The organism is Pseudomonas sp. MF5691 (genome assembly GCF_016405645.1).
GTDB lineage: Bacteria > Pseudomonadota > Gammaproteobacteria > Pseudomonadales > Pseudomonadaceae > Aquipseudomonas > Aquipseudomonas shahriarae.
The window spans coordinates 102,145-128,190 of the sequence record NZ_JAEKDC010000006.1; the positions used below are offsets into that span (position 1 = coordinate 102,145).

Here is a 26,046-nt window from a genome sequence, read left to right on the forward strand (position 1 = left end):
ACAAAAGAGAGGCAATACCATGGGTGTCTACGACTACAAAAACCTTACTACCGAGGACTCCAAAGCACTGTTCGCCGATGCCATGGCGATCACGTTGTACTCCTACCACAACCTGGATAACGGCTTTGCCGTGGGCTACCAGCAGCATGGCCTGGGGCTTGGCTTGCCGGCGACCCTGGTGCAGGCGTTGTTGGGCAGCACCGACTCCCAGGGCGTGATCCCCGGTATCCCATGGAACCCCGACTCGGAAAAGGCCGCCCTCGACGCGGTGCAAAAGGCCGTTTGGACCCCCATCAGCGCCAGCACCCTCGACTACGGCGGCAAGGTCGATGCCCGGGGCACCTTCTTTGGTGAGAAAACCGGCTATACCAGTGCCCAGGTAGAAGTCCTGGGCAAATACGATGACGCCGGCAAACTGCTGGAAATCGGCATTGCCTTCCGTGGCACCTCGGGGCCCAGGGAGAACCTGATTGTTGATTCCATCGGCGATGTGATCAGCGACTTGCTGGCAGCCTTCGGCCCTGCGGACTATGCGAAAAACTACGCGGGCCAGGCTTTTGGCGACTTGCTCGGCAAAGTCGCCGCGTATGCCGGCGCGCAGGGGCTCAGTGGCCAGGATGTACTGGTCAGCGGCCATAGCCTCGGTGGCCTGGCGGTCAACAGCATGGCCGACTTGAGCAACACCACCTGGGCGGGTTTCTATAAGGACGCCAACTACGTGGCCTATGCCTCGCCGACCCAGAGCAGCGGCGACAAGGTGTTGAACATCGGTTATGAAAACGACCCGGTCTATCGCGCCCTCGACGGTTCGTCGTTCAACCTGTCGTCCCTCGGGGTGCATGACCAACCGCATGCCTCCAGCGCCGATAACATCGTCAGCTTCAACGACCACTACGCCTCGACGCTCTGGAATATCCTGCCGTTTTCCATTCTCAACCTGCCGACGTGGATTTCCCATTTACCCACGGGTTATGGCGATGGCATGAGCCGCATCCTCGAATCCAAGTTCTATGACCTGACCAGCCGTGATTCGACGATCATCGTCGCCAATCTGTCGGACCCGGCGCGCGCCAACACCTGGGTGCAGGACCTCAACCGCAACGCCGAAGCCCACCAGGGCAGTACGTTCATTATCGGCAGCGACGGCAATGACCTGATCCAGGGTGGCCGGGGCAACGACTACCTGGAAGGTCGCGCCGGCAACGATACCTTCCGTGATGGCGGCGGCTACAACATCCTGCTGGGCGGCAAGGGGTTCAACACCCTGGACTTGCAGCAGTCGCTGAAAAACGTCGAAGTGGCCAACGATGGCGCAGGCACCCTGTACATCCGCGACGGCCAAGGCGGTATCAGCATGACCCGCGATATGGGCGCGATAGTGAGCAAGGAAAGCTATCTGTTGCTGTTCAGCAAAGAGGTGACCCACAGCGTGACCGACAAGGGGTTGCTGGCGGGCAAGGACCTGACCGCCTATGCGGCGTCGCTCAAGGGCGATGCCGGCGCCAATGTTCTCAAGGCCGGCGATAGCGGGCAGTGGTTGTTTGGCCTGGACGGCAATGACCACCTGATCGGCGGTAAAGGCAACGATGTTCTGGTGGGCGGGGCCGGCAATGACCTGCTGGAAGCGGGTGGCGGGCGCAATACCTTCCTGTTCGACGGCGACTTCGGCCAGGACCGGATCCTGGGCTACCAGTCGACGGACAAATTGGTATTTATGGGCGTGGCGGGGGTGGGCGGGCAGTACAACTACCTCGACCATGCCAAGGCAGTGGGCAGCGATACGCTGCTGACCTTCGGCGATAACTCGGTGACGCTGGTGGGGGTAGGGCTGGGCAGCCTGTCGGCGGAGGCGTTTGTGATTACCTGAAACAAACCGTAGGCGCCGGTTCGCCGGCTCCTACGGTGATTCGGTCAGTCTTCCTTGCGCACGGTCGCGACATCCGCCGCCTTGACCCGTACGCGCTTGCCGGCGATATCGGTAAATTCGTAGAAACCATCGGGAGTCTTGGCATTCGGCGTGTCTGTGGTCAGGTACTGCGTACCGTTTTGCAAGGTCACGACGGTCGGCGTCGAGCAACCGGCCAATGCCAGAAACGTCAGTGCAGCCAGCGGCAGGCCCCAGTTCTTCATGTTCATAACCCTTACTCTCATCCTTCGAAAACCCCGTGCTCAACGGCTGCGGGCAACAAATGTTACGCGGATCCACCCCCATCTGATCACTTTTATGCAAAAAGTTGCGTGCGCCACTGATCTATTAGCGATTGCAACGCAGGCCTGGCAGCGGCAATCTGTATGCATAACCAGTGTTTGCCCAAGTGCCCGTCATGTCCAATCCCCTCGAAGACCCGTTTTACTACCTGCATAATTTCCAGCAAGTGCTCGACTGGCTGGAGCAGCGCTATGCGGATGTGCTGGACGATGAAGAGCAGCGCTTCGTTACGCAGTTCGCCCAGCTGCCGCAACCGGCCCAGGCGTTGCTGGTGCGCATGGTGATGCGCAAGGGCCTGCATTTTCGGGCGAGCAAGCTCAATTACCTCGAGATCGGCCCGGTCGACGTGGCCGTGCAGCCACTGTTGGCTCACGGTTGGGTGAATGAGCAGGGCCTGCTGGCGCTTGATGAGGTGTGGGGGCAACTGCAAAAAGGCGAGGTGCTGCAAGCGTTCAAGCCGTGGATCGAGCAGCCCAGGGGCAAGAAGTCCGATTGGCTGCCCGGTTTATCCAGCCAATTTACCGAGCCGCGGACGTTTGCGCAGTGGTGTCCGCAGTTGGACGACCGGCTGTACAGCCTTACGGTGATGGACCTGTGTGACCGCCTGCGGCTGATGTTTTTCGGCAACCTGTACCAGGACTGGTCGGAGTTTGTACTGGCGGACCTGGGGATCTACACCTACGAAAAGGTTGAGTTCTGTGCCGAATCCCGTGGCCTGCGCCATCGCGACGATGTGTCTGGCCTGCTGTTCCTGCACCAATGCCAGCAGGCCTTCGAGGCCGGTGAACCGTTGGCGGAGGTGCTGGCGCAGATCGCCACGCTGACCACTGATAACCCCTGGCTGGAAAAGCGCCGGGCCAAGCTGCTGTTCCAGGTCGGCCAGCATTGCGAACGGGTCGCCGAACTGGCCCTGGCCGAGGCGATCTACCGCGATTGTGCCTACCCCGGCGCGCGTGCACGGCTGATCCGTGTGCTGGAGCGTCAAGAGGCGTTCGCCCAGGCCATGGACCTGGCCCTGGAGGCCCAGGCAGCGCCCCACAGTGCGGCCGAGCAGCAGCACCTGTTGCGGGTGCTGCCGCGGTTGCGGCGCAAGCTGGGTGAACCGGCGCTGCCCAAGGCCAAACCCCCGGTGATCCAGCGCCTGGACCTGGAACTGCCATTCCCGCAACCGCTGGCCGCCGTGGAGTTCTGCGTGCAGGCGCACTTGGGAGATGACGCGGGGCCGGTGCACTACGTCGAAAACACCCTGATCAACTCGCTGTTCGGCCTGTTGTGCTGGCCGGCGATCTTTGCGCCGTTGCCCGGCTCGTTTTTTCACCCGTTCCAGCGCGGGCCGGTGGACTTGCACAGTGAGGACTTCCAGCAGCGCCGCGCCGAACTGTTTGCCGCCTGCCTGGATCAACTGCACGACCAGCGCTACAAAACCACGATCCGCCAGCGCTACGCCGAAAAATGGGGGATCCAGTCACCTTTTGTGTTCTGGAATGTATTGAGCGAAGAGTTGCTTGAGCAGGCCCTCGATTGCCTGCCCGCCGAGCACCTGCGGCACTGGTTCGACCGCCTGTTGCTGGATATCCGCGCCAACCGCGCCGGGATGCCGGACCTGATCCAGTTCTGGCCGGCGCAAAAAACCTATCGCATGATCGAAGTCAAAGGCCCGGGCGACCGCCTGCAGGACAACCAATTGCGCTGGCTGGAGTTCTGTGGCGAGCACCAGATGCCGGTCACCGTCTGTTATGTCCGCTGGGCGGAGCAGGGCGCTTGAGTTATACGGTCGCCGTGCGGGCATTGTGCGAGTTCACGGCCAAGGTCGGTGACCTCGACCTGCGGTTTACCCCTTCGCCCAGTGCCCAGGAAGGCATGCTCGGCCACCGCACGGTGGCGTCCCGCCGTAGCGCGCATTACCAGAGTGAGGTGGCCCTGGAAGGGTGCTACCAACAGCTGAGCGTGCGCGGCCGAGCCGATGGTTATGATCCGGATCGCAACGTGCTGGAAGAGGTCAAGACCTACCGTAGCGACCTGGATGCCCAGCCGGCCAACCACCGGCAACTGCACTGGGCCCAGGCCAAGGTCTATGGCTGGCTGATGTGCAGCAAGCTGGGGTTGCCTGAGATCGAGCTGGCGCTGGTGTATTTCGATATCGTCAGCGAGCGCGAAACCGTGATCAACCAGCTGTGCCCTGCGGATGAACTGGAGAAGTTCTTCAATCAGCAGTGCGCGTTGTTTCTCGGTTGGGCCGAGCAGCAGGCGCAGCAGCGCCAGGCCCGTGACACCGCAACCAGGGCCCTGGCCTTTCCCCACGCGGACTTTCGCCTGGGCCAGCGCACCCTCGCCGAGTCGGTGTACAAGGCCGTCAGTACCGGGCGCTGCCTGATGGCGCAGGCACCCACGGGGATCGGCAAAACCATTGGCACGGTGTTTCCGATGCTCAAGGCCCTGGCGCCACAACAGTTGGACAAGCTGTTCTTTCTCACGGCCAAGACCCCCGGCCGCAAACTGGCGCTGGACGCGGTGCGAGTGCTGCACGCCAGCGCCGACCTGCCATTGCGGGTGCTGGAGCTGGTGGCGCGGGACAAGGCCTGCGAACACCTGGACAAAGCCTGTCACGGTGATTCCTGCCCACTGGCCAAAGGCTTTTATGATCGCCTGCCCGCCGCGCGCGAGGCCGCAGCCAAGGTGCGCCTGCTGGATCAACCAACGCTGCGCAAAGTGGCACTGGCCCATGAGGTGTGCCCGTATTACCTGAGCCAGGAAATGGCGCGCTGGTGCGACATGGTGGTCGCCGACTACAACTATTACTTCGATTTTGGCGCGATGCTGTTTGGCCTCGCCCAACTCAACCAATGGCGGGTCGCGGTGCTGGTGGACGAGGCCCATAACCTGGTGGAGCGGGGCCGGGCGATGTACAGCGCCGACCTTGATCAATTTGCCCTGAAGAGCGTGCGCGATAGCGCCCCCGAGCCTTTGCACAAGCCATTGCAGCGGCTCAACCGTGAATGGAATGCGCTGCACAAGGAACAGGTCACGGTGTACCAGGCCTATGCCAGCAAACCGGACAAGCTGTTGCAGGCCCTGGCCCTGTGCACCAGCGCCATGGGCGAGTATTTCAACGACCACCCGCAGGCGCTCACGGGCGAACTGCAAAGCTTTTACTTCGAGGCCTTGCAGTTCGCCAAGGTGGCGGAGCTGTTCAACGAGCAGTTTATTTTTGATATCAGCCAGCGCGACCCGCTGGCCAAGCGCCGCTTCTCGCGCTTGAGCCTGCGCAACGTGGTGCCGGCCGAATTTATCCGCCCACGTTTGACCGCAGCCCGCAGCAGCGTGCTGTTTTCCGCGACCCTGAGCCCCCGGCATTACTACGCCGACCTGCTGGGGCTACCGGCGGATACCGCGTGGATTGACGTCGAATCACCGTTCGAGGCCGCGCAGTTGCAGGTGCGCATCATCGATCGCATCTCCACGCGGTTTGTGCATCGCCAGGCGTCTCTGGAGCCCATCGTGGCGTTGATCGCCGAGCAATTTGCGCGTACCCCGGGCAACTACCTGGCGTTTTTCAGCAGCTTCGATTACCAGCAGCAAGTGGCGCAATTACTGGCCGAGCGGCATCCGGCGATCCCGACCTGGCATCAATCACGGGGCATGGCCGAGGCCGAGCGCCAGGCCTTCCTTGAGCAGTTCACCCAGCATAGCCAGGGCGTGGGGTTTGCCGTGCTGGGCGGGGCGTTCGGCGAGGGTATCGACCTGCCGGGGGCGCGTCTGATCGGGGCCTTTATCGCCACCCTGGGCCTGGCGCAGCTTAATCCGGTCAACGAGCAGATGAAGCTGCGCATGGGCGCGATCTTCGGTTCGGGGTATGACTACACCTACCTGTATCCCGGGATCCAGAAGGTGGTGCAGGCGGCCGGCCGGGTGATTCGCACCCAGCAGGACCAGGGGGTAGTGATGCTGATTGATGACCGTTTTGCCGAGCCCAAGGTGCGGCCACTGCTGCCGCGCTGGTGGTCGGTGACCTGAGGTATTTGCCCGATCAATGATGCTGGCGCAGGCCGTGCTGCTGGGGCAGTCTGCAGCAGTCCCTCTGATGGAGCCGCGTGATGAGTGCTATCGAGCAACAGACGATCCAGGTCAACGGTATTCAATTGAGCCTGCATATCGCCGGCCCCGAGAACGGCCCGCCGGTGTGGTTGCTCCATGGCTTTCCCGAGTGTTGGCACTCCTGGCGACTGCAGATACCGGCGCTGGCGGCAGCCGGCTATCGGGTGTTCGCCCCGCAGATGCGCGGCTACGGGCCAAGCAGTGCCCCTGCAGACATTGCTGACTACGACCTGCTGACCCTGTGCGCAGATATCCAGGGCGCCATGGACCTGTTCGGGCATCGTCGGGTGGCGATGGTCGGCCATGACTGGGGCGCCGTGGTGGCCTGGCACCTGGCCTTGCTGGAACCGCAGCGCATCCGCGCCCTGGTCACAATGTCGGTGCCCTTTGCCGGTCGCTCCCGCAGGCCGGTGATCGAGATCATGCGCGAGCTGTACGCCGAGCGGTTCAACTACATCCTGTACTTCCAGGAGCCCGGCGTGGCCGAACAGGAGCTGGAAGCGGACATCGAACGCACCTTGCGCCTGTTTATGCAGGACCAGGATGTATTCCTGCAGCAAAAGCCGGCCACGGCGACCTTGCTCGAGGGTGTCGCGCTGCCGGGCGCCTTGCCGGCCTGGTGCAGCCAGCACGACCTGGAGATCTATGTGCAAACCTTCGCCCAGGGTTTTCGCGGGCCGTTGAACTGGTACCGCAACTTCGAGCGCAACTGGCAGCGCACCGAGTTCCTGGCCGGGCGGCAAGTGTTACAACCGACGCTGTTCCTGATCGGCGACCGCGATCCGGTGGGGGTATTCGAGGCACATACGCTCAAGCGCATGCCCGAGGTGGTACCGCAGTTGGAACAGCAGGTACTGGCCAACTGCGGGCACTGGATCCAGGTGGAGCAAGGGGCGCAGGTCAACGCCCGGTTGCTGGAGTTCCTCGGGCGTTGAGTATCAACCCTTGGCCTTGGCCAGGAACGGCGCCAGGCGCCGGCCCATTTCTTCACCGAGAGCCTGTAGCCCGCTCAAGGGGCGGACCATCACCTCAAACTCGATGATCTGCCCCTGTTCGTTGAAGCGGATCAGGTCGATACCCTTGAGCTGCTTGTCGCCCACCCGCGCGCTGAACTCCAGCACCACACTGTGCCCGTCGGCGCTGGCCAGTTCGCGGTGGTACTGGAAGTCTTCAAACACGGTAAACACGGTGTTGAGGATCATCGACACCACGGGCGCGCCGGGGTAGGGCGTATGCGCCATGGGCGAGCGAAACACCGCCTCCGGCGCCAGCAGTTCGGGCAGGGCTTTGAGATCGGCAGTGGCCAGCATGGTGTGCCAGCGTTTCAGGGTATGGGCGGCCGGGGTGGCTAATTGCAGAGCGTCGGACATGGTCTGTACCTGTTCTTATGAGTGTCGAACAACCATAAGAGCAGCCGCGAGGTGGGATCAATGATCCAAACTGACAGTTATATGTCTGGAGCAAACACCACACCTGTGGGAGCAGGCAAGCCAGCTCCCACAGGGGAATGCAGCTTCGCACCCCGGCTTTGCTGTTGCTGTTGCTCTGCTTTTGATCTGGCTTTTGATCTTGATCTCAGGCGCCCCGTTAAACCACGCTGGCCGCAGGCAGGTATTGCGCAGTGGGCACCCCGGCATGGATGCCGGGGTAGCCGCGACACGGCCAGGGATGGCCGATCGCGGCGGGCCCACGGAGCAATGCCTGACTGCGGGCATGCCGAGCCTAGGCGAGGCACCGAGTGGTGGGGCAAGAGCCCTTTTGGTTACTTTTGGCTGGGCCGGCACTCCGGGCTCTTTTCCAAAAGTGACCCGCTGTAAGAGCGGAACCAATAGCCGCCGTAACCGCAGCAACGGATATGTACACAAACCCAAGAAACACTAAAAAAATAGATACCTATGGCTATAACGGGCCCACCTCTACAGCGGGATATGGGGGGTCAAACCACCTCCAGGTAGGAACTGTGGATCGCCCGCGCCAGTTCGCGCACGGTGTCGATAAATTCGGTCAGCCGGCTGTGCAAGCCTTCTTCGAGAATCTCATCAATACCGGTGTAACGCAGCCGCGCCTCAAACTCGGCCGCCAAGCGCTGGGCCGTACGGCCGTAACTGCCCGGCAGGTCGGCGAGGATATGGCTCAACTCCTCGATACATGCATGCAACGAGCGCGGTACGTCGCTGCGCAACAGCAGCAGTTCCGACACCGAACGCGCATTCAGCGCATTGGGGTACAGCTCGGTGTAGGCCTCGAACGACGACAAGGCACGCAGCAGAGCGCTCCACTGGTAGTAGCCGCGGGCGGACAGGTCGCTGACTTCTTCGGACTCTTCGCCAAACATCTCGTAGCGTGCATCCAGCAGTCGCAGGGTGTTGTCGGCGCGCTCGACAAAGGTACCCAGGCGGATAAACCGATAGGCATCGTTGCGCATGATGGTGCCGGACGTGGCCCCTCGGAACAGGTGCGAGCGCTGCTTGACCCAGTCACAGAAGTGGCTGATGCCATGGCGCGCCAGGCCGCCGGCGGCGATGCTGCGCATTTCCAGCCAGGTGGCGTTGAGGTTTTCCCACATGTCGGCGGTGATCCGCCCACGTACCGCATGGGCATTGCCCCGGGCGGCGCGCAGGCAGTTGTAGATACTGGCCGGGTTTTCTTCGTCGAGGGCGAAGAAGTGCAGCATGCGCTCGGCGTCCAGTTGTTGATGGCGCTCCAGGTAGCTGTCGAGGGTGCCACTGCTGAGCAGCGACATCGCCAGTTCGTCCAGGCCATCACTGCGCCCGGCCTGGGGCATCAGCGACAGCGAGTAGCTGACCTCCAGCATGCGCGCCAGGTTTTCCGCGCGTTCCAGGTAGCGCGACATCCAATACAGATCTGCGGCGGTTCTACTCAGCATACTCAGCCCTCCACCACCCAGGTGTCCTTGGTTCCGCCGCCTTGCGACGAGTTGACGATCAATGAGCCTTCACGCAATGCCACCCGGGTCAGGCCGCCTGGTACCAGGCGGGTTTCCTTGCCCGACAGCACAAACGGACGCAGGTCGATATGCCGTGGCGCGATGCCGTTTTCGACAAAGGTCGGGCAGGTCGACAGGCTCAAGGTTGGCTGGGCGATATAGGCATGGGGCCGGGCCTTGATGCGTTGGCGGAAGTCCTCGATCTCGGCCGCCGAGGCGGCCGGGCCCACCAGCATGCCGTAGCCGCCGGAGCCCTGGGTTTCCTTGACCACCAGCTCGGGCAAGTGCGCCAGTACATGGGACAGTTCTTCAGGCTTGCGGCACTGGAACGTCGGCACGTTTTGCAACACCGGTTCTTCATCCAGATAGAAGCGAATCATCTCCGGCACATAGGGGTAGATGGATTTGTCGTCGGCCACCCCGGTACCGATGGCATTGGCCAGCACCACATTGCCGGCGCAGTAGGCGGCCACCAGGCCTGGCACGCCGAGCATGGATTCGGGGTTGAACGCCTGGGGGTCGAGGAAGGCATCGTCGATGCGCCGGTAGATCACATCCACGGCTTTCGGGCCGTCGGTGGTGCGCATGAACACCTTGAGGTCGTGCACGAACAGGTCGGCACCTTCGACCAGCTCCACCCCCATTTCCCGGGCCAGGAACGCATGTTCGAAGAACGCGCTGTTAAAGCGCCCCGGGGTCAGCACCACGACATTGGGGTTGTCCAGGCGGCTGGCGCTTTTCAGGGTCTTGAGCAGCAGGTTGGGGTAGTGATCCACCGGCGCGATGCGCTGCTTGGCAAACACTTCCGGGAACAGGCGCATCATCATCTTGCGGTCTTCGAGCATGTAGCTCACGCCGCTGGGGGTGCGCAGGTTGTCTTCGAGGACGTAGTAGGTGCCATCGCCATCGCGCACCAGGTCGACACCGGAGATATGGGAGTAGATATTGCGGTGCAGGTCCAGGCCGACCATGGCCTTCTGATAGCCTTCATTGCCCAGCACCTGGTCGGCGGGAATGATCCCGGCCTTGATAATGCGCTGGTCGTGGTAGATATCGGCGAGGAACATGTTCAACGCATTGACCCGCTGGATACAGCCGCGTTCGATCACGCTCCATTCACTGGCGGGGATGCTGCGCGGGATGATATCGAAGGGGATCAGGCGCTCGGTGTCCTGCTCGTCACCGTACAGGGTGAAGGTGATGCCGGCGCGGTGGAACAGCAGGTCGGCCTCACGGCGGCGCTGGGCCAGCAGTTCCGGCGGGGTGTTGGCCAGCCAGCGGGAAAAATCCTGGTAGTGCGCACGGCATACGCCGTTTGCGTCATTCATCTCATCAAAGAAAGATCGAGCCATTCCAATTACCTTGTCAGTGCCGGGTGAAAGGCTGCAGGCACTGCCGCTTTAGAAAACGCATTGTTATGAGCCCGTGGCTTTTGGCGCCAACGGACCGGGTCCTTACTTTCTTTTGGAGTCGGCTCTGAGTCGGGGGGTAACAGTTGCTCCTGTGTTCACCTGGGCAGGCAGGGGATTACAGGAGTAAAGCAATGGCTGTGCCGGAACCGCGTTTATTGGGATTACACGGTGTATCAGCCCGTTACTGGAGCAGACTGCGCAAGTGCAGTGCGTGATATGCGCAGCCTGCGCCCTATAACGGTGCGGGCGATTGACCTGAACTTCGGCCATGGGCGGTTCTTCTAAGGAGATTAAGCACTTTGAGGATCAACGATTGTGCCCAGAATCATCTCCCCGCACAGCCCGGAATCGGCGCTGACTGACCACACCGAACACAACGCCAAGATTTTCGGTTCGCCCAAGGACCGGCTGGACTTCTATCGCCGGGAAATCCAGTACGAAACCACCATCCTCGCCAACCGCACCGATGCCTACCTGACGGCGCAGTCGTTTTTGGTGATTGCCTTTGTGTCGTGCATGGGCAACCTCAACCCGGAGTGGGGCAAGCTGTTTACCCTGGTGGTTCCGCTGCTGTTGTCGATGCTCGGGGTGTTCAGCTCGCTCAATGCCTGGCCGGGCATCCGCGCAGCCTACGACATCATTGATCACTGGCACTTCAAGCAAAGCGAGTTGTTGCGCAGCGAGCCGGTGATGGGCCTGGCCTACGATGAGTCACCGCTGTTCTGCGAGACCGAGTCGTCGCACAAGGGTTATCGCAAGTCCTTGCTGTTTTCGGTGCGCACGCCGTGGCTGTTCATGGTGTTCTGGATACTGCTGGCGGCGTTTGCGTTCTATATCCAGGTGGACAATCCGGGGGCGTGACCATTGATCAGTACAGGTCATCCGGACTGAACTTCGTCCACCAGTGCGGCACCTTAACCTTACACCATCGGATAAAGAGGTTCCCATGAGCACCCGTCACAGCCCAGACCCACACGTCAGCGGCAGGAACGATCCGGCCATCGATGACGAGACTCGCCAAGTGCCCGCTCCCGGCACCGCAGCCGCCGCCCCCAAGGACCCGCAACCCGCTACCGACAAGGTGGCCAGGGACAATGAGTACAGCCCGGACTTCAAGCCAGAGCGCGAGCCCAAGCCGCAGACCGACGCTGACATTGATACCCCGGGCGGCTAAGGCCATGCATATTCCAGCCGAAGAGGAACCGATCAATGATCCGGGCAATGAAGACCCCGGATCGTTGATGGATGATGCGCAAGTGCCGCTGATCGAGGAGGAAGAGGTGGCTGACGAAGGCAGTGCTGATGCCTAGCGTCAGCGCCGCATCAGTTAGCCAGCTTGTTATGTGATCCAAAGCGAGAGGAGCGTGCATCAACTCTGGTATCACCCACCTGCCAACGGCGGCAGCCGGCGCTTGACCGGGGTTTTCTTGACGATGGCGGTGTTGGTTTCGGCATAGCCGTTGAGGCGGTCAAGCAAGGTGTCCAACTGATCCATGGTGCGCACGTGCAGCCGCGCGATAAAGCAGTCGTCGCCGGTCACCTTGTCACACTCGGTAAATTCCGGGATCGCCTGGATCTGTCGTTCAACCTCCTGCAATTGGCCGGGCAGGGGGCGGATGCGCACGATGGCTTGCAGCAAGTAGCCAAAATGTTTGGGGTCGACCTCCACGGTATAGCCCTTCAACACCCCGCGCTCTTCCAGGCGGCGCAAGCGCTCGCCGACACTGGGCGAGGACAGGCCGGTTATGCCGGCCAAGGTCTTGAGCGAGCAACGCGAGTCGTCCATCAAGGCAGCGAGCAGTTGCTGGTCGATAACGTCAATCATCCTGGGCTCCTTAGGTAAACCTGAATTTTTGCCTAATAAGAATAGGCAAACACCGCCATTGGCCTTTCTCAGGCGCTGGAGCCTGATCGACGCAGATTGCCATAATTTAGCCTCATTCGAGGAGCTTAATCATGGACAAATCCATACGTCGCGGCTCATGGGAAATGGTTGGCGCCATGCTGATCTCCGGCACGATCGGCTGGTTTGTGCTGGTGTCTGGGGTGCCGGTCATTGAGGTGGTGTTCTGGCGTTGCGTCATTGGCGCCTTGACCTTGTTGCTGGTGTGCTGGCACCTGGGGTATCTGCGCAGTGCCTGGTTGAGTTATTCGACACTCGGCTGGGCCATGTTGAGCGGCGTGGCCATCGTGGGTAACTGGCTGTTGCTGTTTGCGTCCTATTCAAAAGCGTCGATTGCCATCAGCACGGCGGTCTATAACGTTCAGCCATTTATGCTGGTGATCCTCGCGGCGCTGTTGCTTGGCGAGAAAATCACCGTACAGAAGCTGGCGTGGCTGAGCGTGTCATTCATGGGCATGTTGGCTATCGTCACCGCCCATGGCGAGCAGCAGGGTAGCGGTGATCAATATCTGTGGGGCGTGGCCCAGGCGCTGGGCGCGGCCCTTTTGTATGCCATCGCTGCACTGATTATCAAGCGCCTGAAGGCTGTGCCGCCCCATCTGCTGGCGCTGATTCAAGTGAGTACCGGTGCGGTGCTGTTGGTGCCACTGGTTTCATGGCACAGCCTTTCGGCACCGGTTGATGCCTGGGCGGCGCTGTTGACACTGGGTATGGTGCACACCGGCCTGATGTATGTGCTGCTGTATGGCGCGATCCAAAAACTGCCGACGGCATTGACTGGGGCGTTGTCGTTCATCTACCCGATTGCGGCGATCCTGGTTGATTGGATGGCCTATGGGCATCGTCTGGGTTGGACGCAATGGCTGGGTGTTGCGGCGATTCTGCTGGCGGCGGCGGGGTTGCAGCGGGGATGGTGGTGGCGCTGGAAGTCGGATGTTTCGCCCTCTCATGCTAAGCGCCCCTTGTAGGAGCCAGCCAAAGCCAGCTCCTACAGAGGGGGACTCAGTGTGGTGCGCGGGGAATGGTCTTGAGCAAGTCCGCCGGGCTGATATGCCCCACGACTTGCTGTTGCACACCACTGCCCGGCAGCGGCAGATCGAGGATATGCCCCTTGATCTTGCCCACCACATGCATTTCGCACGGTTTGCAGTCGAATTTCAGGGTCAGTACTTCATCGCCGTGAATCAACTGCATCGGTGCGACCTTGGTGCGTACGCCGGTCACGCCCTTGGCCTGCTTGGGGCACAGGTTGAAGGAGAAACGCAGGCAGTGCTTGGTGATCATCACCGGCACTTCACCGGTTTCTTCGTGGGCCTCGTAGGCCGCATCGATCAACTTCACGCCATGGCGATGGTAGAAGTCGCGGGCCTTCTGGTTGTAGACGTTGGCCAGGAACGACAGGTGCGACTCCGGGTACACCGGCGGCGGTGTGGTTTCGGCCTTGCGACCACCACGGGGGTGGGCCTCGACACGCGCAACCGTCAGCGCTTCGATTAAGTCGCGGCGCAGTGCCTTGAGTTGCGAATTGGGAATGAAAAACGCCTGGGGGGCGTCCAGCTCGATTGCGGTGGCGTGATACTGGGTGGTGCCCAGTTGGCCAAGCAGGTCGCGCAAGGTGTCCAGCGCCTGTTCCGGCTTGTTGGCCACGCCGAACGGGCCGGGCAGGGTGGTGCTGACACTCACGCCTTCTTCACTGGTGGCGGTCAGTTGCAATTGGTCTTCGCGCAGGCTGGCCTGCCACGACACGCCAACCCGCCGCTCGGCGGAGGTCTTGAGCAACGCTTGCTGCCAGTTATGGTCGAGGTTGCGGTTGAGCGGGTGATTCGGTCGTAGTTGATGCAGGCCCGCCGGCATTTCGTTGGGCTCGACACGGTAGCGGTAGCGCTTTTCGCCGTCTTCTTCGAACTCACCTTTAGGCTCGGCGATATTGGCGCGAAAACCCACGACTTCACGCTTGATCAGCACGTTGAGGCCATCGCCGTTGGACAGCGGCTCATGGGTGATCACCTGCAAGTCGCGCTTGCCGGCTTTTTCCACCACGCCTACCGGCAGGCCGGTAAAGGTTGGGGTGTCGAAGGCGCCGATATCAATCTTGCGGTCACTGACGAAGTAGTCGGTGCTGCCACGGTGGAAGGTTTTTTCCGGGTCTGGCAGGAAGAAATGAGCGGTACGCCCGCTGGAAGCGCGCGCCAGGTCCGGGCGGTCTTCGAGGATCTCGTCCAGGCGCTGGCGGTAATAGGCGGTGATGTTCTTCACATAACCCATGTCTTTGTAGCGGCCCTCGATCTTGAACGAGCGCACGCCGGCGTCCACCAAAGCGCGCAGGTTGGCGCTCTGGTTGTTGTCTTTCATCGACAGCAGGTGCTTTTCAAAGGCCACGACGCGGCCCTGGTCATCCTTGAGGGTGTAGGGCAGGCGGCAGGCCTGGGAGCAGTCGCCACGGTTGGCGCTGCGGCCATTTTGCGCGTGGGAAATATTGCATTGCCCGGAGAACGCGACGCACAACGCGCCATGGATGAAGAACTCGATGGCGGCATCGGTTTCATCGGCAATCGCGCGGATTTCCTGGAGGTTCAGCTCGCGGGCCAGCACCAGCTGGGAGAACCCGGCCTGGTCGAGGAACTTGGCCCGGTTCAAGGTACGGATGTCGGTCTGGGTGCTGGCATGCAGCTCGATCGGCGGGATATCCAGCTCCATCACCCCCAGGTCCTGGACAATCAGCGCATCAACGCCGGCATCGTACAACTGGTGGATCAGCTTGCGGGCCGGCTCCAGTTCGTCGTCGTGCAGGATGGTGTTGATGGTGGTGAACACCCGGGCGTGGTAACGACGGGCGAATTCCACCAGTTGGGCGATCTCGCTCACGTCGTTGCAGGCGTTGTGGCGCGCACCGAAGCTTGGGCCGCCGATGTACACGGCGTCGGCGCCGTGCAGGATGGCCTCGCGCGCGATGGCGACATCGCGGGCAGGGCTGAGCAATTCCAGATGATGCTTGGGCAAGGACATAGTTTTTTTAGTCAGGCTTGTCACGGTTGAGGCGCGCATTGTAGCCGTGAATCGCCTGGCGGGCACCCGCTGGATGCCCAATGACGCGCCGGGCTCAGCCCTTGGCGGCCATCGCCGTGACTTCAACCCGCATGCCTTCGACCGCCAACGACGCCACGCCAACCGCCGCGCGTACCGGCCAGGGTTTGGCGAAGAAGCGCTTGTACACCTCGTTGAATGCGGCGCGGTCGGCCATGTCAGTGAGGTAGATGGTCAAGTGCATGACCCGGTCCATGCTGCTGCCGGCGCGTTCGAGGGCGACTTTGAGGGCTTGCAGGGTGCATTCGCTTTGCGCAGTGACATCGCCCAATTCCAGGCTGCCATCGGCGCGTACCGGGATTTGTGTGGAGACCAGGATGCCGTTGAAGCCGATAACGTCGGAGGAAATCGAATCCGGGTCGAGGTCGGGGGTGAAGCTGAGGTCGTGGTTGCTCATGGGGAGCCCTAGGTGAATGGAACAGCGTGGATAGTAAACGCTACGTACTAGTTATCGGTCGATAAATTATCCCTTGAAATAAATTATCGAATGATAAAATATGCAGCTGTACCGTCTCTAATCCGCACTGTCAGGAGAGAACATGGGAGTCCTAGCGCTCGACCATTTCACCATTCGCACCGAACAATGGGGCAAGACCGCCGAGTTTTTTGAACAAGTGGTTGGCCTGTCACCTGGGCCGCGCCCGGATTTTCGTTTCCCTGGCTGCTGGATGTACGCCGGCGGCCGTCCGCTCTTGCACATCGCCAGTATCGTGGGCGGTGACAAGGATCTGCAGGCCTATCTGGGCGAGAAGCCAGGCGGCTACGGGTCGGGCGCCCTTGACCATGTCTCGCTGCGTTGTGAAGGGCTGGAAACCGTGCAGAACCGCCTGCAATCCCTGGGCATCGCCTTTCGCGAACGGGTGATTCCGCAGATTGGCGAGCACCAGCTGTTTCTTGAAGACCCCAACGGCATCACCATCGAAATGATCTTTGACTATGTGCCAGGAACCCGGATTGTCGGCGAGGCTATGGCGAGCCTTGCCATTGGCCCGTCTGCGGAAGGTCGCTGATGGACTTCAAACGTCGACGTGTGATTCAAGCCCTGGGCAGCGCAGCGTTATTGGCGCCGCTGCTGGCCCGTGGCAATAACCCTGAGAGGAGCCCAACCATGGTACGACTCGGTGTGACTGATCTGTCCTTTCATCGTGCGACAGCCGCGGTGGTTGCTTCGGTATTGCAGCGCATGGGCTTTGGGGTGGAGCGTTCGTATGCGCTGCACGAGGCCAATTTCGAGCAGTTGCGTGCTGGCAGCATCGACATGATTGCCTCCGCATGGATCCCGTCCAGCCATGGGATGTACAAAGCCCGGGTGGAAGAGGTGGTCGCCACCCGCGAATTGGGCCTGCATTACACCCCGTATGCGTTGTGGGGTGTGCCCGACTATGTGCCAGTGTCGCAGGTGGACTCCGTGGATGACCTGCGCAAACCTGAGGTTATCGCCCGTATGCACACGCTGATCCAGGGGATTGGCCCGGGCGCCGGGATTACCCGGTTTTCGCTGCGGATGATGGAGGACTACGGCCTTGCGGCGGCGGGCTACCAGTTCCGCACCGGCACCCAGGAACAATGCGTGGCGGCGTTCGAGGCGCTGGTCGAGGAGGGCAGATGGGGCGTGGTGCCACTTTGGCATCCGCAGTTCCTGCATTTCCGCCATCGTATCCGTGATCTCAAGGATCCCAAGGGGCTGCTGGGCAGTGTCGACCGTGCGGTGCTGTTGGCGCGGGTTGATCGCCTGGGGCGGTTCAGCGAGGCGCAATTGCAGGTGCTCGATAACATCCGTCTGAGCAATGCGATTGTTGCCGAGTTGGATTACGCCCTCAATCGCCAGGGTAAAAGTGCGGACCAGGCGGCTGAGGGCTGGCTACTGAACAACCCGCAGACTCTTGCCTCCTGGCTGGCGCCATTGGCCTGAACACAATCAAAACAGGAACCGATCATGACCACCCCTGAATCGCGTCTGCAGGCCGCCGGCATCACCTTGCCTGTTCCCGCCCCGGCCCTGGGTAACTACGTGCCCTGGAGCATTGTCGGCAATACCTTGATGACCTCCGGGCAATTCCCCTGGATTGATGGCCGGCTGCTGTACCGTGGGCGCCTGGGCCGCGACCTGAACCTGGAGCAAGGGTATGCGGCCTGTCGCCTGGCGGCATTGAATGCAATTGCCCAGCTCAAGGATGCGGTGGGGGATTTGAGCCGTATCCGCCAGGTCTATCGGCTGGAAGGCGTACTGAATGTGGCGGAGGATTTCCATGAGCACCCCAAAGCCCTGGACGGCGCGTCTGACGTGCTGGTCGAAGTCTTCGCCGAACAGGCCCGGCATTCGCGCATGATCTGGACCAACCCGGTCATACCCATGGATGGCTTTTGCCTGGTGTATCTCTTTGCGGAAATCGACGCCCCGTAAACGGCCTTCACTACGCCTCGTTATGCAGGGCGCCATCGAGGAAGGCATTGACCCGCAGAGTAATCAGTTCGGTCAGATTCTCAGGGACGGGCATCTGATACACCCACTTGCGCACCCCCAGGTAAAAGAAGCTGCTGTGGAAGCCCCACAGCACTTCGATCTCAAGACTCAGCGCGTGTTTATCCAGCGGAGCGGTCAGTTGCTTCTGATGACGCAGCTCTTCGATGATCGTCAGGAACACCGTCTCGTGTAATTGTTTGAGATAGCGCTGGTTCAACTCCGGGTCCTGCAGGCCGGCGTACAGGAATATCCGCACCCATTCATTGCTCAGGATGGTGCGGGTATAACCGATAAAGTAATCAATCAGCCGTTCCCTTAAAGGACGCGTGCGGTCCTTGAGCTGCTGCTCCAGCTCAGGGTCCCAGCGGTTCATGAACACCTGCTGGTACACCTGTTCGATGAGTAATTGCTTACTGGGAAAGTAGCGGTAGAGCAGGGGCTGGGTGACCTGCAGCCCCTCGGCCAGCTCGCGGGTAGTCAGCGCAAAGCCTTTCTGGGCGAAGAGGGTGATCGCCCGTTCGACCATCTGCTGCTGACGATCGGCAGCCGTGAGATTTTTTCGGCCTGGCGTGGTCGCCTTGTTGCTAACGCTGATTTTTGCCATTGTTGACCTATGCAGTGCCACATCTAGAAAGCGTGACAGAATCATACGCGTTGCAGCGGTCAACGTGGGCCCGCATCGATGTGGCCATCGACACCTTTACAGGAACACTCCTATGCATTCATTCATCCGCGCGGCGCTGTTGCCAGTCGCCATTTTCGCCATCAGCGCACACGCTCAGACCGGACCTTCGTTCAAGTGCAGCGCAAACATGGCCAGTTCCGTGGAGACGCTGATTTGCGGCAGCGAAGCGCTTTCCGCTCTGGATCGCCAGATGGCGAGCACCTACAACACCGCGCTGAAAAAGGCCGGCAGCCAGGCCAAGATGCTCAAGGCCGAGCAACGTGGCTGGATCAAGGGGCGCAACGACTGCTGGAAGGCTGACGACAAACAGGCCTGCATTCGTGACAGTTACAACCAGCGGTTGGTTGAACTGCAACAATGAATCCTCCGCTGTTTGTTTCTCTGGATGGGCCCAAGGGCACCGGCAAAACCACACTGTTGGAAGCCGTTACAAAAGTACTGAGGGCAGACGCCAAAACGGTAATCCGACTTTGCGAGAAAAAAAGCGATCCCTTTAGACGGGAAACAATGACCCTCGTTAACAAGCTGGTCAGAAATCCCTGCCGGGATCTGGAGTTGCAGGTGTGTGAACGCCTCGCGGATAGCCGTGCATGGATTTCCCGACAGGTGCTGACTAAACAACCTCCGGGCAGCATTGTGTTGATTGATCGCTGGTACCCGTCTGATGCCGCGTTTCGGCGCATAGTCCCGTTTGCAGACATTCTCCAGTTGAACATTGATCGCAACGTGCAAGTGCCAGACCTGCACGTCGGGATCGTCACCGCCCCTGAAATTTCATGGGCGAGGGCCGCAGCACGACGGCGCGGGCTGAGCAGTACTGTGATGCATACGCTGGAAGAACATGTTGCCTGTACCCAGGCGTTCGAGCGAGCGGTTGCAGATCAAGGCTGGGTTTTATGCCGCAACGAGGGAACGCTTGAAGAGGCAACACTACAGGTGGTTTCTGAGATCTATCGCGTGCTTGCCTGCTCATAATGGCGTGGTGAGCGAAAACGCGATACGCAGCTCTTCGACAGGCCCTGAATCCCGGCCGCACATTTCGTCGTGCGCGCATTGCTGCACCAGCACGCAAGGAAATGCCGGCACGGTCTGCAGCAAGTCGCGCAGGTGGGTGGTCGACCGCAGGCGCATCGGCTTGGCCGCATCATCAAGCAGGGTGAACTGGCCGTGATCCAGGCGGATTCGTGCCAGATAAAAACCACCTTCGAGTGACAGCAACTCCAGCTCGCGTATTTCGCCCTTCGCGGCCTGTTCGATCAGTGCTTGCAAATTCAAGGTTTACTCCTTGCCTACCAGGGTAGGCGCTCACCGTTATAAGCAAAAAAATTGCCGCTGTCGGCAGCAGTCAGACGGTCAATCAGCGATAACAACTCGCGGGCAGCAATGTGTGCCGGCCTGGCTGCCGAGGCACCACGAAAGGGCTGTGAAAGGCCTGAAATAACGGTGCCTGGATGCAGGCTCAGCAAGCGGGTTTGCGGGCGGGTTCGCGCCAGTTCGATCGCCGCGGTTTTAATCAACATGTTCAACGCGGCCTTGGAGGCGCGATACGCATACCAGCCGCCCAAACGGTTATCGCCGATGCTGCCAACCTTGGCCGAAAGCACCGCCATCGCGCCACGAGGGTCGAGCAGTGGCAAAAAGTGACGCAAAACAAGCGCTGGTCCCAGGGTGTTGACCTGGAACACTGCCTGAAACGCATCCGCCTCAATGGCGGAGTAACTCTTTTCCGGCTTGATTTCTTTGCGATGGAGCAGGCCCGCAGCATGCAGGATTAATTGGTACGGGGCTTCTTCAGCTAATTCGGCGGCGGCTTTGGCGATACTTTCGGGCTCTTCCAGGTCCAACCCCGGAAGACTATGACGCGTCAGTTCGCGAACAACCGAGCAGCGTGGATCTTCTTTGAGCAACTGACAAAACGCCGTGCCAAGGGCTCCACTGGCGCCTATCACTAAGGCGCGATAGCCGTCGCCAAGTGAGTTCATTTCGAAGGGGCTGTTCATGAGTAGCGCTCTAAGGCTGCCTCGTTTTCAAGGTGTCCGACGCGTCGGGTGCGTGTTGTGATTCCGGCACTGCGCAACGGTTATCGACACATCGACGTCGCCCATCCGGGTGAGGCAACCACGCCAAATGGGGGCGCAAGCGGCAGAACAGCTGATAACCGAACGCCAGCAGCGGTCGAAGTGCACGCCAGGTCAGGGGGCTGGCCCAGAATCCCAGGCCGGCGGCACGCCAGCTCCATAGGGTGGCGTCCAAGCCGTCAACCCAGCGGCCGTCGGCGAAACGGGCGTGAAGTACGGACTGCATGTGCTCGAACGTAAAGCCAAGGGCCTTGGCGTCAAATTCAGCGCTGTTTAAGTCAATAAATAGCAGTCGGCCATCTGTGGCGTGTCGGCGCAGGATCTTGATTTCCCGCGCGCACAATGGACAGTTACCGTCAAAGTACAGCGTCAGTGGCCAAGGATTTTTGTTGTACATTGCACTATACCTTGTATAGGTTTTATCTAAGATAGGCCTAAAGTAACCACCTGACAATGTGCGCAATGCTTATGCGTGTTAACCACGGGCCAATGCCATCCGGCTACGCGCCCGCAATTGACGTGTGGCGAGCGCATAGGTATCCAAGAGTCTTATCGAGGTATTTGCATGGCTACGCGCAACGATAGCTTGGTCCGCCACCTTATCTGTATTGCTCTTATGCTCCAGAGCGCGGACATATTTGCCGATTGGCGTGAGGCGGTCCCCAATGCCCATCTGTTGGGCAGCGGGGATATGCGAGTATTCGGTTTCTCGGTCTACAGCGCGCAGTTCTGGAGCCCACGCCTGATCGCCGGTGAGCCGCTGGTTGCGGATGCACCTTTTGCGCTTGAACTCACCTACAGCCGCGCTATTAGCCGCGACGATCTAGTCGAGGCCAGCATCAAGGAAATCCGTCGCTTGTCCCCCTACGGCCTGAACTCAGAGCTGATGGGCCGCTGGGAGCGGGAAATGCAGCACGCGTTCGTCAATGTGCGCGCAGGCGACCGCATCACGGGCGTTTATGTTCCTGGAGAGGGCGTACGGTTTTACTTCGGCGACAACCTAAGGCGCGTGGTGAGGGATGAAGCTTTCGCCAAAGCCTTTTTTGCCATCTGGCTTGACCCCCGAACACGCAACCCGGAACTGCGAGCCCAGTTGCTGGGTGGATCCAAACCCAGGGGGCGTTGAGGCATTGCACAATTGAATAAGCCGGGTTTGTCGAACCGGTGTCCTGACGCCGGCATTCATCGCGCTGGTGCCAGTGATGCTGGCTCTGCTTGGAAATGCGCAAAACAAGATATTGGCGTGGCGAAAAACGGGCATTGCCTTTATCCATGCTGGTTTTCGGCCTGCTTCTCATCAATATTATGGCGAACGACACCTCACTATTAGGCTGGCGCGTTGCACGCGATGAACATGCGCCTTCAACGAAGCCAGATCAGTGCCGATACATACTGAAAGCTCGAAAATTATAGGGTAGGGTTGCTAAAAATCTGGAGGATCAGCCATGCCCCGTAATATTGCGTTCTCTACGTTCGTATCAGTCAGCTGCGCAGAGTGCCGAAATCTAGAAGGGTTGGGGTTCGATTTCATAATGGCATTCCAGCCAATCGTTAACGTAAGAACGCGCACAACCTTCGCCTATGAAGCCCTTGTACGCGGGGTGAACGGTGAGTCGGCGGCGAGCATCTTGGATCAGGTTAATGACGACAACCGATACCGCTTTGACCAAGCATGCCGAGTCAAGGCTATCGAGAGAGCGACGGAACTAGGTTTGCTGGGCATTCCAGACTGCAAGCTCAGTATCAATTTTTTGCCAAATGCTGTGTATCGACCCGAAACCTGCATTCGAGCCACTCTGGAGGCTGCCAGACTGTTTGGGTTCCCTCCAGAGAGACTAATGTTCGAAGTGACCGAAGGTGAACGTGTTGATGACCCTATGCATCTAAAGGGGATTTTCGAAGAGTACAAGCGTCAAGGTTTCACTACATCTATCGACGATTTCGGCTCGGGTTACTCGGGGTTGAATTTATTGGCGATGTTCCAACCTCATGTGCTAAAAATTGACATGGCTCTCACAAGAAACATTGACAAAGACCCGGTTAAAACTGCAATAGTCGAAGGTATTGTTTTAGTCGCAAACCGTTTAAATATAGTGGTTGTGGCCGAAGGTATTGAAACCCGTGATGAGAGTGATGCATTACTCCGCTTAGGCATAGATCTTATGCAAGGGTACCTCTTCGCACGACCTGATACATTTCTACTACCGCTTCCAATTTATTCCTAACTGAAAATTTCATAGCGCACATCGTTGTAGGCTCAGGTTGTGATTTTTGGTGTAACGTTCTAAAACGCCTAACATCACATCGACCTCCTGGCTAAGCAAGTGATTTTGGTTTGAGTCCAAGAGGGCCTGTGATGGCCATTTTTTGGCTCAGCACTGGGCAGGTTTACTACGCCGGCAGCGCTCAGAACAGTAACGAACTTCTTCCCAGCAGCGCGCCCATTTCTTCCTCCATAGGAAGGGAAGGCCGCAAGTCATGCAGGTTTTGACCGGGAGTTCACTCTTTTTCAAAGTGATTCACCGTTATCTAAGTTTGCGAGCAACAATTGACCACGTTGCCAGAGCGCTTGCTGCTTTGATTCAGGCATTCGGTCGAGGTTTTTATACTGCATGCCCATACGGTGATTGCTGCGCAGGCGGTCGCTGTGACGTATCAGGAAGTGCCAATAAAGCGCATTGAAAGGGCAGGCGTCATCTGTGGTGCTTTCGCTCACCTTGTATGCGCAGCCACGACAATAATCGGACATGCGCTTGATGTATTGGCCGCTCGCACAGTAAGGCTTAGATCCCATGTAGCCGCCGTCTGCATGCATGACCATACCAAGTGTGTTGGGCAACTCCACCCAGTCAAACGCGTCCATGTAGATTGCCAGGTACCACTCACATATTTGACTCGGCGCGATACCTGCGAGCAAAGCGAAATTGCCGGTAACCATTAGCCGTTGGATGTGATGAGCGTAGGCATGCTTAAGGCTTTGGTTAATGGCTTGGCGCATGCAGTTCATCTTCGTTTCGCCTGTCCAGTAGAACTCTGGAAGCAACCTAGTGTTGCTGAATTCATTTCCGTCGGCATATTCAGGCATCTTCAACCAGTAGATGCCTCGGACGTATTCCCGCCAACCGATCAGTTGACGAATGAAGCCTTCGGCAGCGTTCAGCGGAATCCGCTGCGCCCAGTACGCGGCTTCGACGTCGCTGCACAACTGGCGCAGATCCAGCAGGCCGATATTTAGCGCGGCGCTGATCCGCGCATGAAACAGGAAGGGTTCGTCACTGGCCATCGCATCCTGGTAGTCGCCGAACGCAGCCAGGCCCCAATCGAGAAAGTAATCCCACAAGGCTTGGGCATCGGCGTGGGTTACCGGGTAGTCGAAGGTGTCTAGGGCGCCATAGTGGCCGGAGAAGTTTTTTGCCACCAGCGCCAGCACTTCCTGGGTGATGGCATCGGCCGAAAAGCGCATGGGTGAGGGCGCTCTCACACCTTTGGGCAACGCCTTGCGGTTTTCGGCATCAAAGTTCCAGGCGCCACCGACCGGGCTGCGGTCGCCATTAAGCAACAAGCCACTTTTGCGCCGCATCTCGCGGTAGAAGAACTCCATCCGCAGCTGCTTTTTGCCCTCGGCCCAAGACGAAAATTCGCCGCGGGTGCAGAGAAAACGGCTATCGCTATGCCACTGGATCGTTAAGCGACAGTCCTTGAGCGACTGCTCCAGGCGCCAGTCACCGCACTCAGTCAGGTGCAGTTGCTGCGGTTGAAGCAGTGAGTGCCAGCGCCGTAACTCGCCGGGCACCGATCCACTGTTGTGTGGATCATCCAGGCTGACGTAGTGCACGCGGATACCGCGCTGCTTCAACGCCTCGGCAAAATGGCGCATCGCACTGAAGATCAGCGCGATTTTTTGTGGGTGATGGGGCACATGGCTTGCTTCCTCCATCACCTCGACCAGCAACACCGCATCGCGCTCGGGATCCAGCCCCTGCAATGAAGCCAAGTCCCAAGACAGTTGGTCGCCCAGCACCAGGCACAGTCGGCGAATCTTACTCATTTGCCAGGCCCCCGGCGCAACGTGACTCACCAGGGGTGCCGCCAGCGAGAAAGGAATGCGTAACGACTCGATATCGTCATGGATCTGCTTTCAGCCATTCCAAACGCTGCGCCAAGCGCACCGCTGGCGCCTATCACCAAGGCGTTCATTTCAAAGGAACTGTTCATTGAGTCTCTCCCGCAAGCCTGCGCGAGCTCCGAGCGTTAACTGCGTTGCCCAATCAGTTGCAGGAGCTCCAGCCGCGTAGCGGACGACTCGCGAAAGGCGCCCAGCATCACTGAGGTGGTCATCACCGAGTTTTGTTTCTCCACGCCCCGCATCATCATGCACATGTGCTTTGCCTCAATGACCACGGCCACGCCGGCCGCATCAGTGATGTGTGCAATAGCGTCGGCTATTTGCTTTGTAAGGTTTTCCTGGATCTGTAAGCGGCGGGCGAACATATCGACGACCCGGGCGACTTTCGACAGGCCCAGCACCCGCCCAGTGGGGATGTAGGCAACATGAGCCTTGCCGATGAAGGGGAGCAGGTGATGCTCACACAACGAATACAGTTCGATGTCGCGCACGATGACCATTTCATCGTTTTGCGATTCGAACAATGCGCCGTTGATCAAATCCTCTAGACTGATCGTGTAGCCATTGCACAGGTACTGCATCGCTTTGGCTGCACGCTTGGGAGTATCCAGCAGTCCTTCACGCTCAGGGTTCTCGCCGACGCCGACGAGAATTTCACGGTAATGCTCGGCTATTGATGTGTTCATTAAGATTCCTCGAAGCCATGCTGCTCTCACCGTCAAATTGCAGCGCCAGTGGTCAATTTTTATTGTACATTATCTAATGCGCTGTACAGGTTCTGTATAGGGTAGGCCTAAAAAAACCACCTGACAATGTGCGCCATTCCTAGGCGTGATGCGTATGGGGTGGCTGGCGCAGGCACCATTTCTGCGCGATGCGCGTGCCCCCCCTTGGACAGACCGTCGGAGTCCGTTTGTGTGGCTGTAACGCCGACCTGAGGATTCGGCTGTACAAATTAATTGTTTTGTATAGCTTTTGGCGTGCCCGCAGCTGCGATCCCAATTGCTGGGCGGTTCTAAACCCCTGAGACCGTTGAGGAGTTG

General features: G+C 59.5%; 29 protein-coding genes. 15 read left to right on the forward strand and 14 right to left on the reverse strand.

The window, feature by feature from the left end:
- Positions 1 to 19: 19 nt before the first annotated feature.
- Positions 20 to 1,867: a polyurethanase gene (locus JFT44_RS11240; RefSeq protein ID WP_198830649.1), complete on the forward strand. Its 1,848-nt coding sequence runs from the start codon at positions 20 to 22 to the stop codon at positions 1,865 to 1,867.
- Between the two features lie 44 nt (positions 1,868 to 1,911).
- Here the strand turns inward: JFT44_RS11240 and JFT44_RS11245 are convergent, their stop codons facing one another.
- Positions 1,912 to 2,136, reverse strand: coding sequence for a YgdI/YgdR family lipoprotein (locus tag JFT44_RS11245; RefSeq protein WP_057438460.1), 225 nt, complete (start codon positions 2,134 to 2,136; stop codon positions 1,912 to 1,914).
- Between the two features lie 188 nt (positions 2,137 to 2,324).
- Between JFT44_RS11245 and JFT44_RS11250 the strand changes: the two genes are divergently transcribed.
- From JFT44_RS11250 to JFT44_RS11260, 3 genes are all read left to right on the forward strand, one after another.
- Entirely contained in the window at positions 2,325 to 3,974 is a 1,650-nt protein-coding gene (locus JFT44_RS11250) for a VRR-NUC domain-containing protein (protein WP_120733088.1), read from the forward strand.
- Positions 3,971 to 6,223, forward strand: coding sequence for an ATP-dependent DNA helicase (locus JFT44_RS11255; RefSeq protein WP_198830650.1), 2,253 nt, complete (start codon positions 3,971 to 3,973; stop codon positions 6,221 to 6,223). The genes JFT44_RS11250 and JFT44_RS11255 overlap by 4 nt, the downstream gene beginning before the upstream one ends.
- 80 nt (positions 6,224 to 6,303) lie before the next feature.
- On the forward strand, positions 6,304 to 7,239 hold the full coding sequence (locus JFT44_RS11260) for an alpha/beta fold hydrolase (RefSeq protein WP_198830651.1): 936 nt from the start codon (positions 6,304 to 6,306) through the stop codon (positions 7,237 to 7,239).
- 3 nt (positions 7,240 to 7,242) lie between these two features.
- Here the strand turns inward: JFT44_RS11260 and JFT44_RS11265 are convergent, their stop codons facing one another.
- The 3 genes from JFT44_RS11265 to JFT44_RS11275 all read right to left on the reverse strand — a co-directional run bounded on the left by JFT44_RS11265 (position 7,243) and on the right by JFT44_RS11275 (position 10,603).
- Positions 7,243 to 7,674: a nuclear transport factor 2 family protein gene (locus tag JFT44_RS11265; RefSeq protein ID WP_057444786.1), complete on the reverse strand. Its 432-nt coding sequence runs from the start codon at positions 7,672 to 7,674 to the stop codon at positions 7,243 to 7,245.
- A gap of 566 nt (positions 7,675 to 8,240) precedes the next feature.
- A complete protein-coding gene (locus tag JFT44_RS11270; protein ID WP_029299950.1) occupies positions 8,241 to 9,191 on the reverse strand; it encodes an alpha-E domain-containing protein in 951 nt (316 codons plus the stop codon).
- 2 nt (positions 9,192 to 9,193) lie between these two features.
- Positions 9,194 to 10,603, reverse strand: coding sequence for a circularly permuted type 2 ATP-grasp protein (locus JFT44_RS11275; RefSeq protein WP_057959664.1), 1,410 nt, complete (start codon positions 10,601 to 10,603; stop codon positions 9,194 to 9,196).
- Between the two features lie 375 nt (positions 10,604 to 10,978).
- Between JFT44_RS11275 and JFT44_RS11280 the strand changes: the two genes are divergently transcribed.
- From JFT44_RS11280 to JFT44_RS28885, 3 genes are all read left to right on the forward strand, one after another.
- Positions 10,979 to 11,524 (forward strand): hypothetical protein, encoded by a 546-nt coding sequence (locus JFT44_RS11280; RefSeq protein WP_186626223.1) that lies wholly within the window; start codon positions 10,979 to 10,981, stop codon positions 11,522 to 11,524.
- A gap of 85 nt (positions 11,525 to 11,609) precedes the next feature.
- A complete protein-coding gene (locus tag JFT44_RS11285; RefSeq protein WP_081044249.1) occupies positions 11,610 to 11,837 on the forward strand; it encodes a hypothetical protein in 228 nt (75 codons plus the stop codon).
- Positions 11,838 to 11,841: 4 nt separating this feature from the next.
- Positions 11,842 to 11,973, forward strand: a complete 132-nt coding sequence (locus JFT44_RS28885; RefSeq protein ID WP_258571511.1) for a hypothetical protein — start codon at positions 11,842 to 11,844, stop codon at positions 11,971 to 11,973.
- 71 nt (positions 11,974 to 12,044) lie between these two features.
- On the opposite strand, the gene JFT44_RS11290 is transcribed toward JFT44_RS28885, so the two are convergent.
- Complete coding sequence (locus tag JFT44_RS11290; RefSeq protein WP_057438466.1) at positions 12,045 to 12,488, reverse strand: Lrp/AsnC family transcriptional regulator; 444 nt, start codon at positions 12,486 to 12,488, stop codon at positions 12,045 to 12,047.
- Positions 12,489 to 12,619: 131 nt separating this feature from the next.
- Between JFT44_RS11290 and JFT44_RS11295 the strand changes: the two genes are divergently transcribed.
- On the forward strand, positions 12,620 to 13,534 hold the full coding sequence (locus tag JFT44_RS11295) for a DMT family transporter (RefSeq protein WP_057959662.1): 915 nt from the start codon (positions 12,620 to 12,622) through the stop codon (positions 13,532 to 13,534).
- Positions 13,535 to 13,568: 34 nt separating this feature from the next.
- Here JFT44_RS11295 and JFT44_RS11300 read toward each other — a convergent pair whose 3' ends face one another.
- Positions 13,569 to 15,572, reverse strand: coding sequence for a U32 family peptidase (locus JFT44_RS11300; protein ID WP_120733103.1), 2,004 nt, complete (start codon positions 15,570 to 15,572; stop codon positions 13,569 to 13,571).
- Positions 15,573 to 15,666: 94 nt separating this feature from the next.
- Positions 15,667 to 16,047, reverse strand: coding sequence for a RidA family protein (locus JFT44_RS11305; protein ID WP_057438469.1), 381 nt, complete (start codon positions 16,045 to 16,047; stop codon positions 15,667 to 15,669).
- Positions 16,048 to 16,189: 142 nt separating this feature from the next.
- On the opposite strand from JFT44_RS11305, the gene JFT44_RS11310 reads away from it, so the two are divergent.
- The 3 genes from JFT44_RS11310 to JFT44_RS11320 are packed head-to-tail and all read left to right on the forward strand — an operon-like array spanning position 16,190 to position 18,054.
- Entirely contained in the window at positions 16,190 to 16,660 is a 471-nt protein-coding gene (locus JFT44_RS11310) for a VOC family protein (RefSeq protein WP_115128212.1), read from the forward strand.
- Complete coding sequence (locus JFT44_RS11315; protein WP_115128213.1) at positions 16,660 to 17,562, forward strand: glycine betaine ABC transporter substrate-binding protein; 903 nt, start codon at positions 16,660 to 16,662, stop codon at positions 17,560 to 17,562. The genes JFT44_RS11310 and JFT44_RS11315 overlap by 1 nt, the downstream gene beginning before the upstream one ends.
- Before the next feature lie 24 nt (positions 17,563 to 17,586).
- Positions 17,587 to 18,054 (forward strand): Atu1372/SO_1960 family protein, encoded by a 468-nt coding sequence (locus JFT44_RS11320; protein ID WP_057438472.1) that lies wholly within the window; start codon positions 17,587 to 17,589, stop codon positions 18,052 to 18,054.
- 10 nt (positions 18,055 to 18,064) lie between these two features.
- On the opposite strand, the gene JFT44_RS11325 is transcribed toward JFT44_RS11320, so the two are convergent.
- Complete coding sequence (locus tag JFT44_RS11325) at positions 18,065 to 18,718, reverse strand: TetR/AcrR family transcriptional regulator (protein ID WP_198792122.1); 654 nt, start codon at positions 18,716 to 18,718, stop codon at positions 18,065 to 18,067.
- A gap of 112 nt (positions 18,719 to 18,830) precedes the next feature.
- Here JFT44_RS11325 and JFT44_RS11330 point away from each other — a divergent pair, with 112 nt between their 5' ends.
- Both JFT44_RS11330 and JFT44_RS11335 read left to right on the forward strand, forming a co-directional pair.
- A complete protein-coding gene (locus JFT44_RS11330; RefSeq protein ID WP_057438473.1) occupies positions 18,831 to 19,160 on the forward strand; it encodes a lysozyme inhibitor LprI family protein in 330 nt (109 codons plus the stop codon).
- On the forward strand, positions 19,157 to 19,774 hold the full coding sequence (locus JFT44_RS11335; RefSeq protein ID WP_115128215.1) for a dTMP kinase: 618 nt from the start codon (positions 19,157 to 19,159) through the stop codon (positions 19,772 to 19,774). Before JFT44_RS11330 ends, JFT44_RS11335 begins: the two co-directional genes overlap by 4 nt.
- Here JFT44_RS11335 and JFT44_RS11340 read toward each other — a convergent pair.
- From JFT44_RS11340 to JFT44_RS11350, 3 genes are read right to left on the reverse strand one after another with little or no spacing between them, the layout of a single operon-like run.
- Positions 19,769 to 20,074 (reverse strand): DUF6482 family protein, encoded by a 306-nt coding sequence (locus JFT44_RS11340; RefSeq protein ID WP_198830652.1) that lies wholly within the window; start codon positions 20,072 to 20,074, stop codon positions 19,769 to 19,771. The two genes, JFT44_RS11335 and JFT44_RS11340, sit on opposite strands and share 6 nt — an antisense overlap.
- Positions 20,075 to 20,088: 14 nt before the next feature.
- Entirely contained in the window at positions 20,089 to 20,799 is a 711-nt protein-coding gene (locus JFT44_RS11345) for an SDR family NAD(P)-dependent oxidoreductase (RefSeq protein ID WP_057438476.1), read from the reverse strand.
- A 10-nt stretch (positions 20,800 to 20,809) separates the two neighbouring features.
- Entirely contained in the window at positions 20,810 to 21,274 is a 465-nt protein-coding gene (locus JFT44_RS11350) for a thiol-disulfide oxidoreductase DCC family protein (RefSeq protein WP_198830653.1), read from the reverse strand.
- 168 nt (positions 21,275 to 21,442) lie between these two features.
- On the opposite strand from JFT44_RS11350, the gene JFT44_RS11355 reads away from it, so the two are divergent.
- Both JFT44_RS11355 and JFT44_RS11360 read left to right on the forward strand, forming a co-directional pair.
- On the forward strand, positions 21,443 to 22,003 hold the full coding sequence (locus JFT44_RS11355; RefSeq protein WP_081044247.1) for a chalcone isomerase family protein: 561 nt from the start codon (positions 21,443 to 21,445) through the stop codon (positions 22,001 to 22,003).
- A 319-nt stretch (positions 22,004 to 22,322) separates the two neighbouring features.
- Positions 22,323 to 23,102 carry an EAL domain-containing protein gene (locus tag JFT44_RS11360; protein ID WP_198830654.1) on the forward strand — a complete coding sequence of 260 codons (780 nt, stop codon included), beginning with the start codon at positions 22,323 to 22,325 and terminating at the stop codon, positions 23,100 to 23,102.
- A 147-nt stretch (positions 23,103 to 23,249) separates the two neighbouring features.
- On the opposite strand, the gene JFT44_RS11365 is transcribed toward JFT44_RS11360, so the two are convergent.
- The 3 genes from JFT44_RS11365 to folE form a co-directional block, all read right to left on the reverse strand.
- A complete protein-coding gene (locus JFT44_RS11365) occupies positions 23,250 to 23,390 on the reverse strand; it encodes a DUF2256 domain-containing protein (protein ID WP_120733116.1) in 141 nt (46 codons plus the stop codon).
- Complete coding sequence (locus JFT44_RS11370; RefSeq protein WP_169989716.1) at positions 23,387 to 24,925, reverse strand: cryptochrome/photolyase family protein; 1,539 nt, start codon at positions 24,923 to 24,925, stop codon at positions 23,387 to 23,389. The genes JFT44_RS11365 and JFT44_RS11370 overlap by 4 nt, the downstream gene beginning before the upstream one ends.
- 203 nt (positions 24,926 to 25,128) lie before the next feature.
- Positions 25,129 to 25,689 (reverse strand): GTP cyclohydrolase I FolE, encoded by a 561-nt coding sequence (gene folE / locus JFT44_RS11375; RefSeq protein ID WP_198817345.1) that lies wholly within the window; start codon positions 25,687 to 25,689, stop codon positions 25,129 to 25,131.
- Positions 25,690 to 26,046 lie beyond the last annotated feature (357 nt).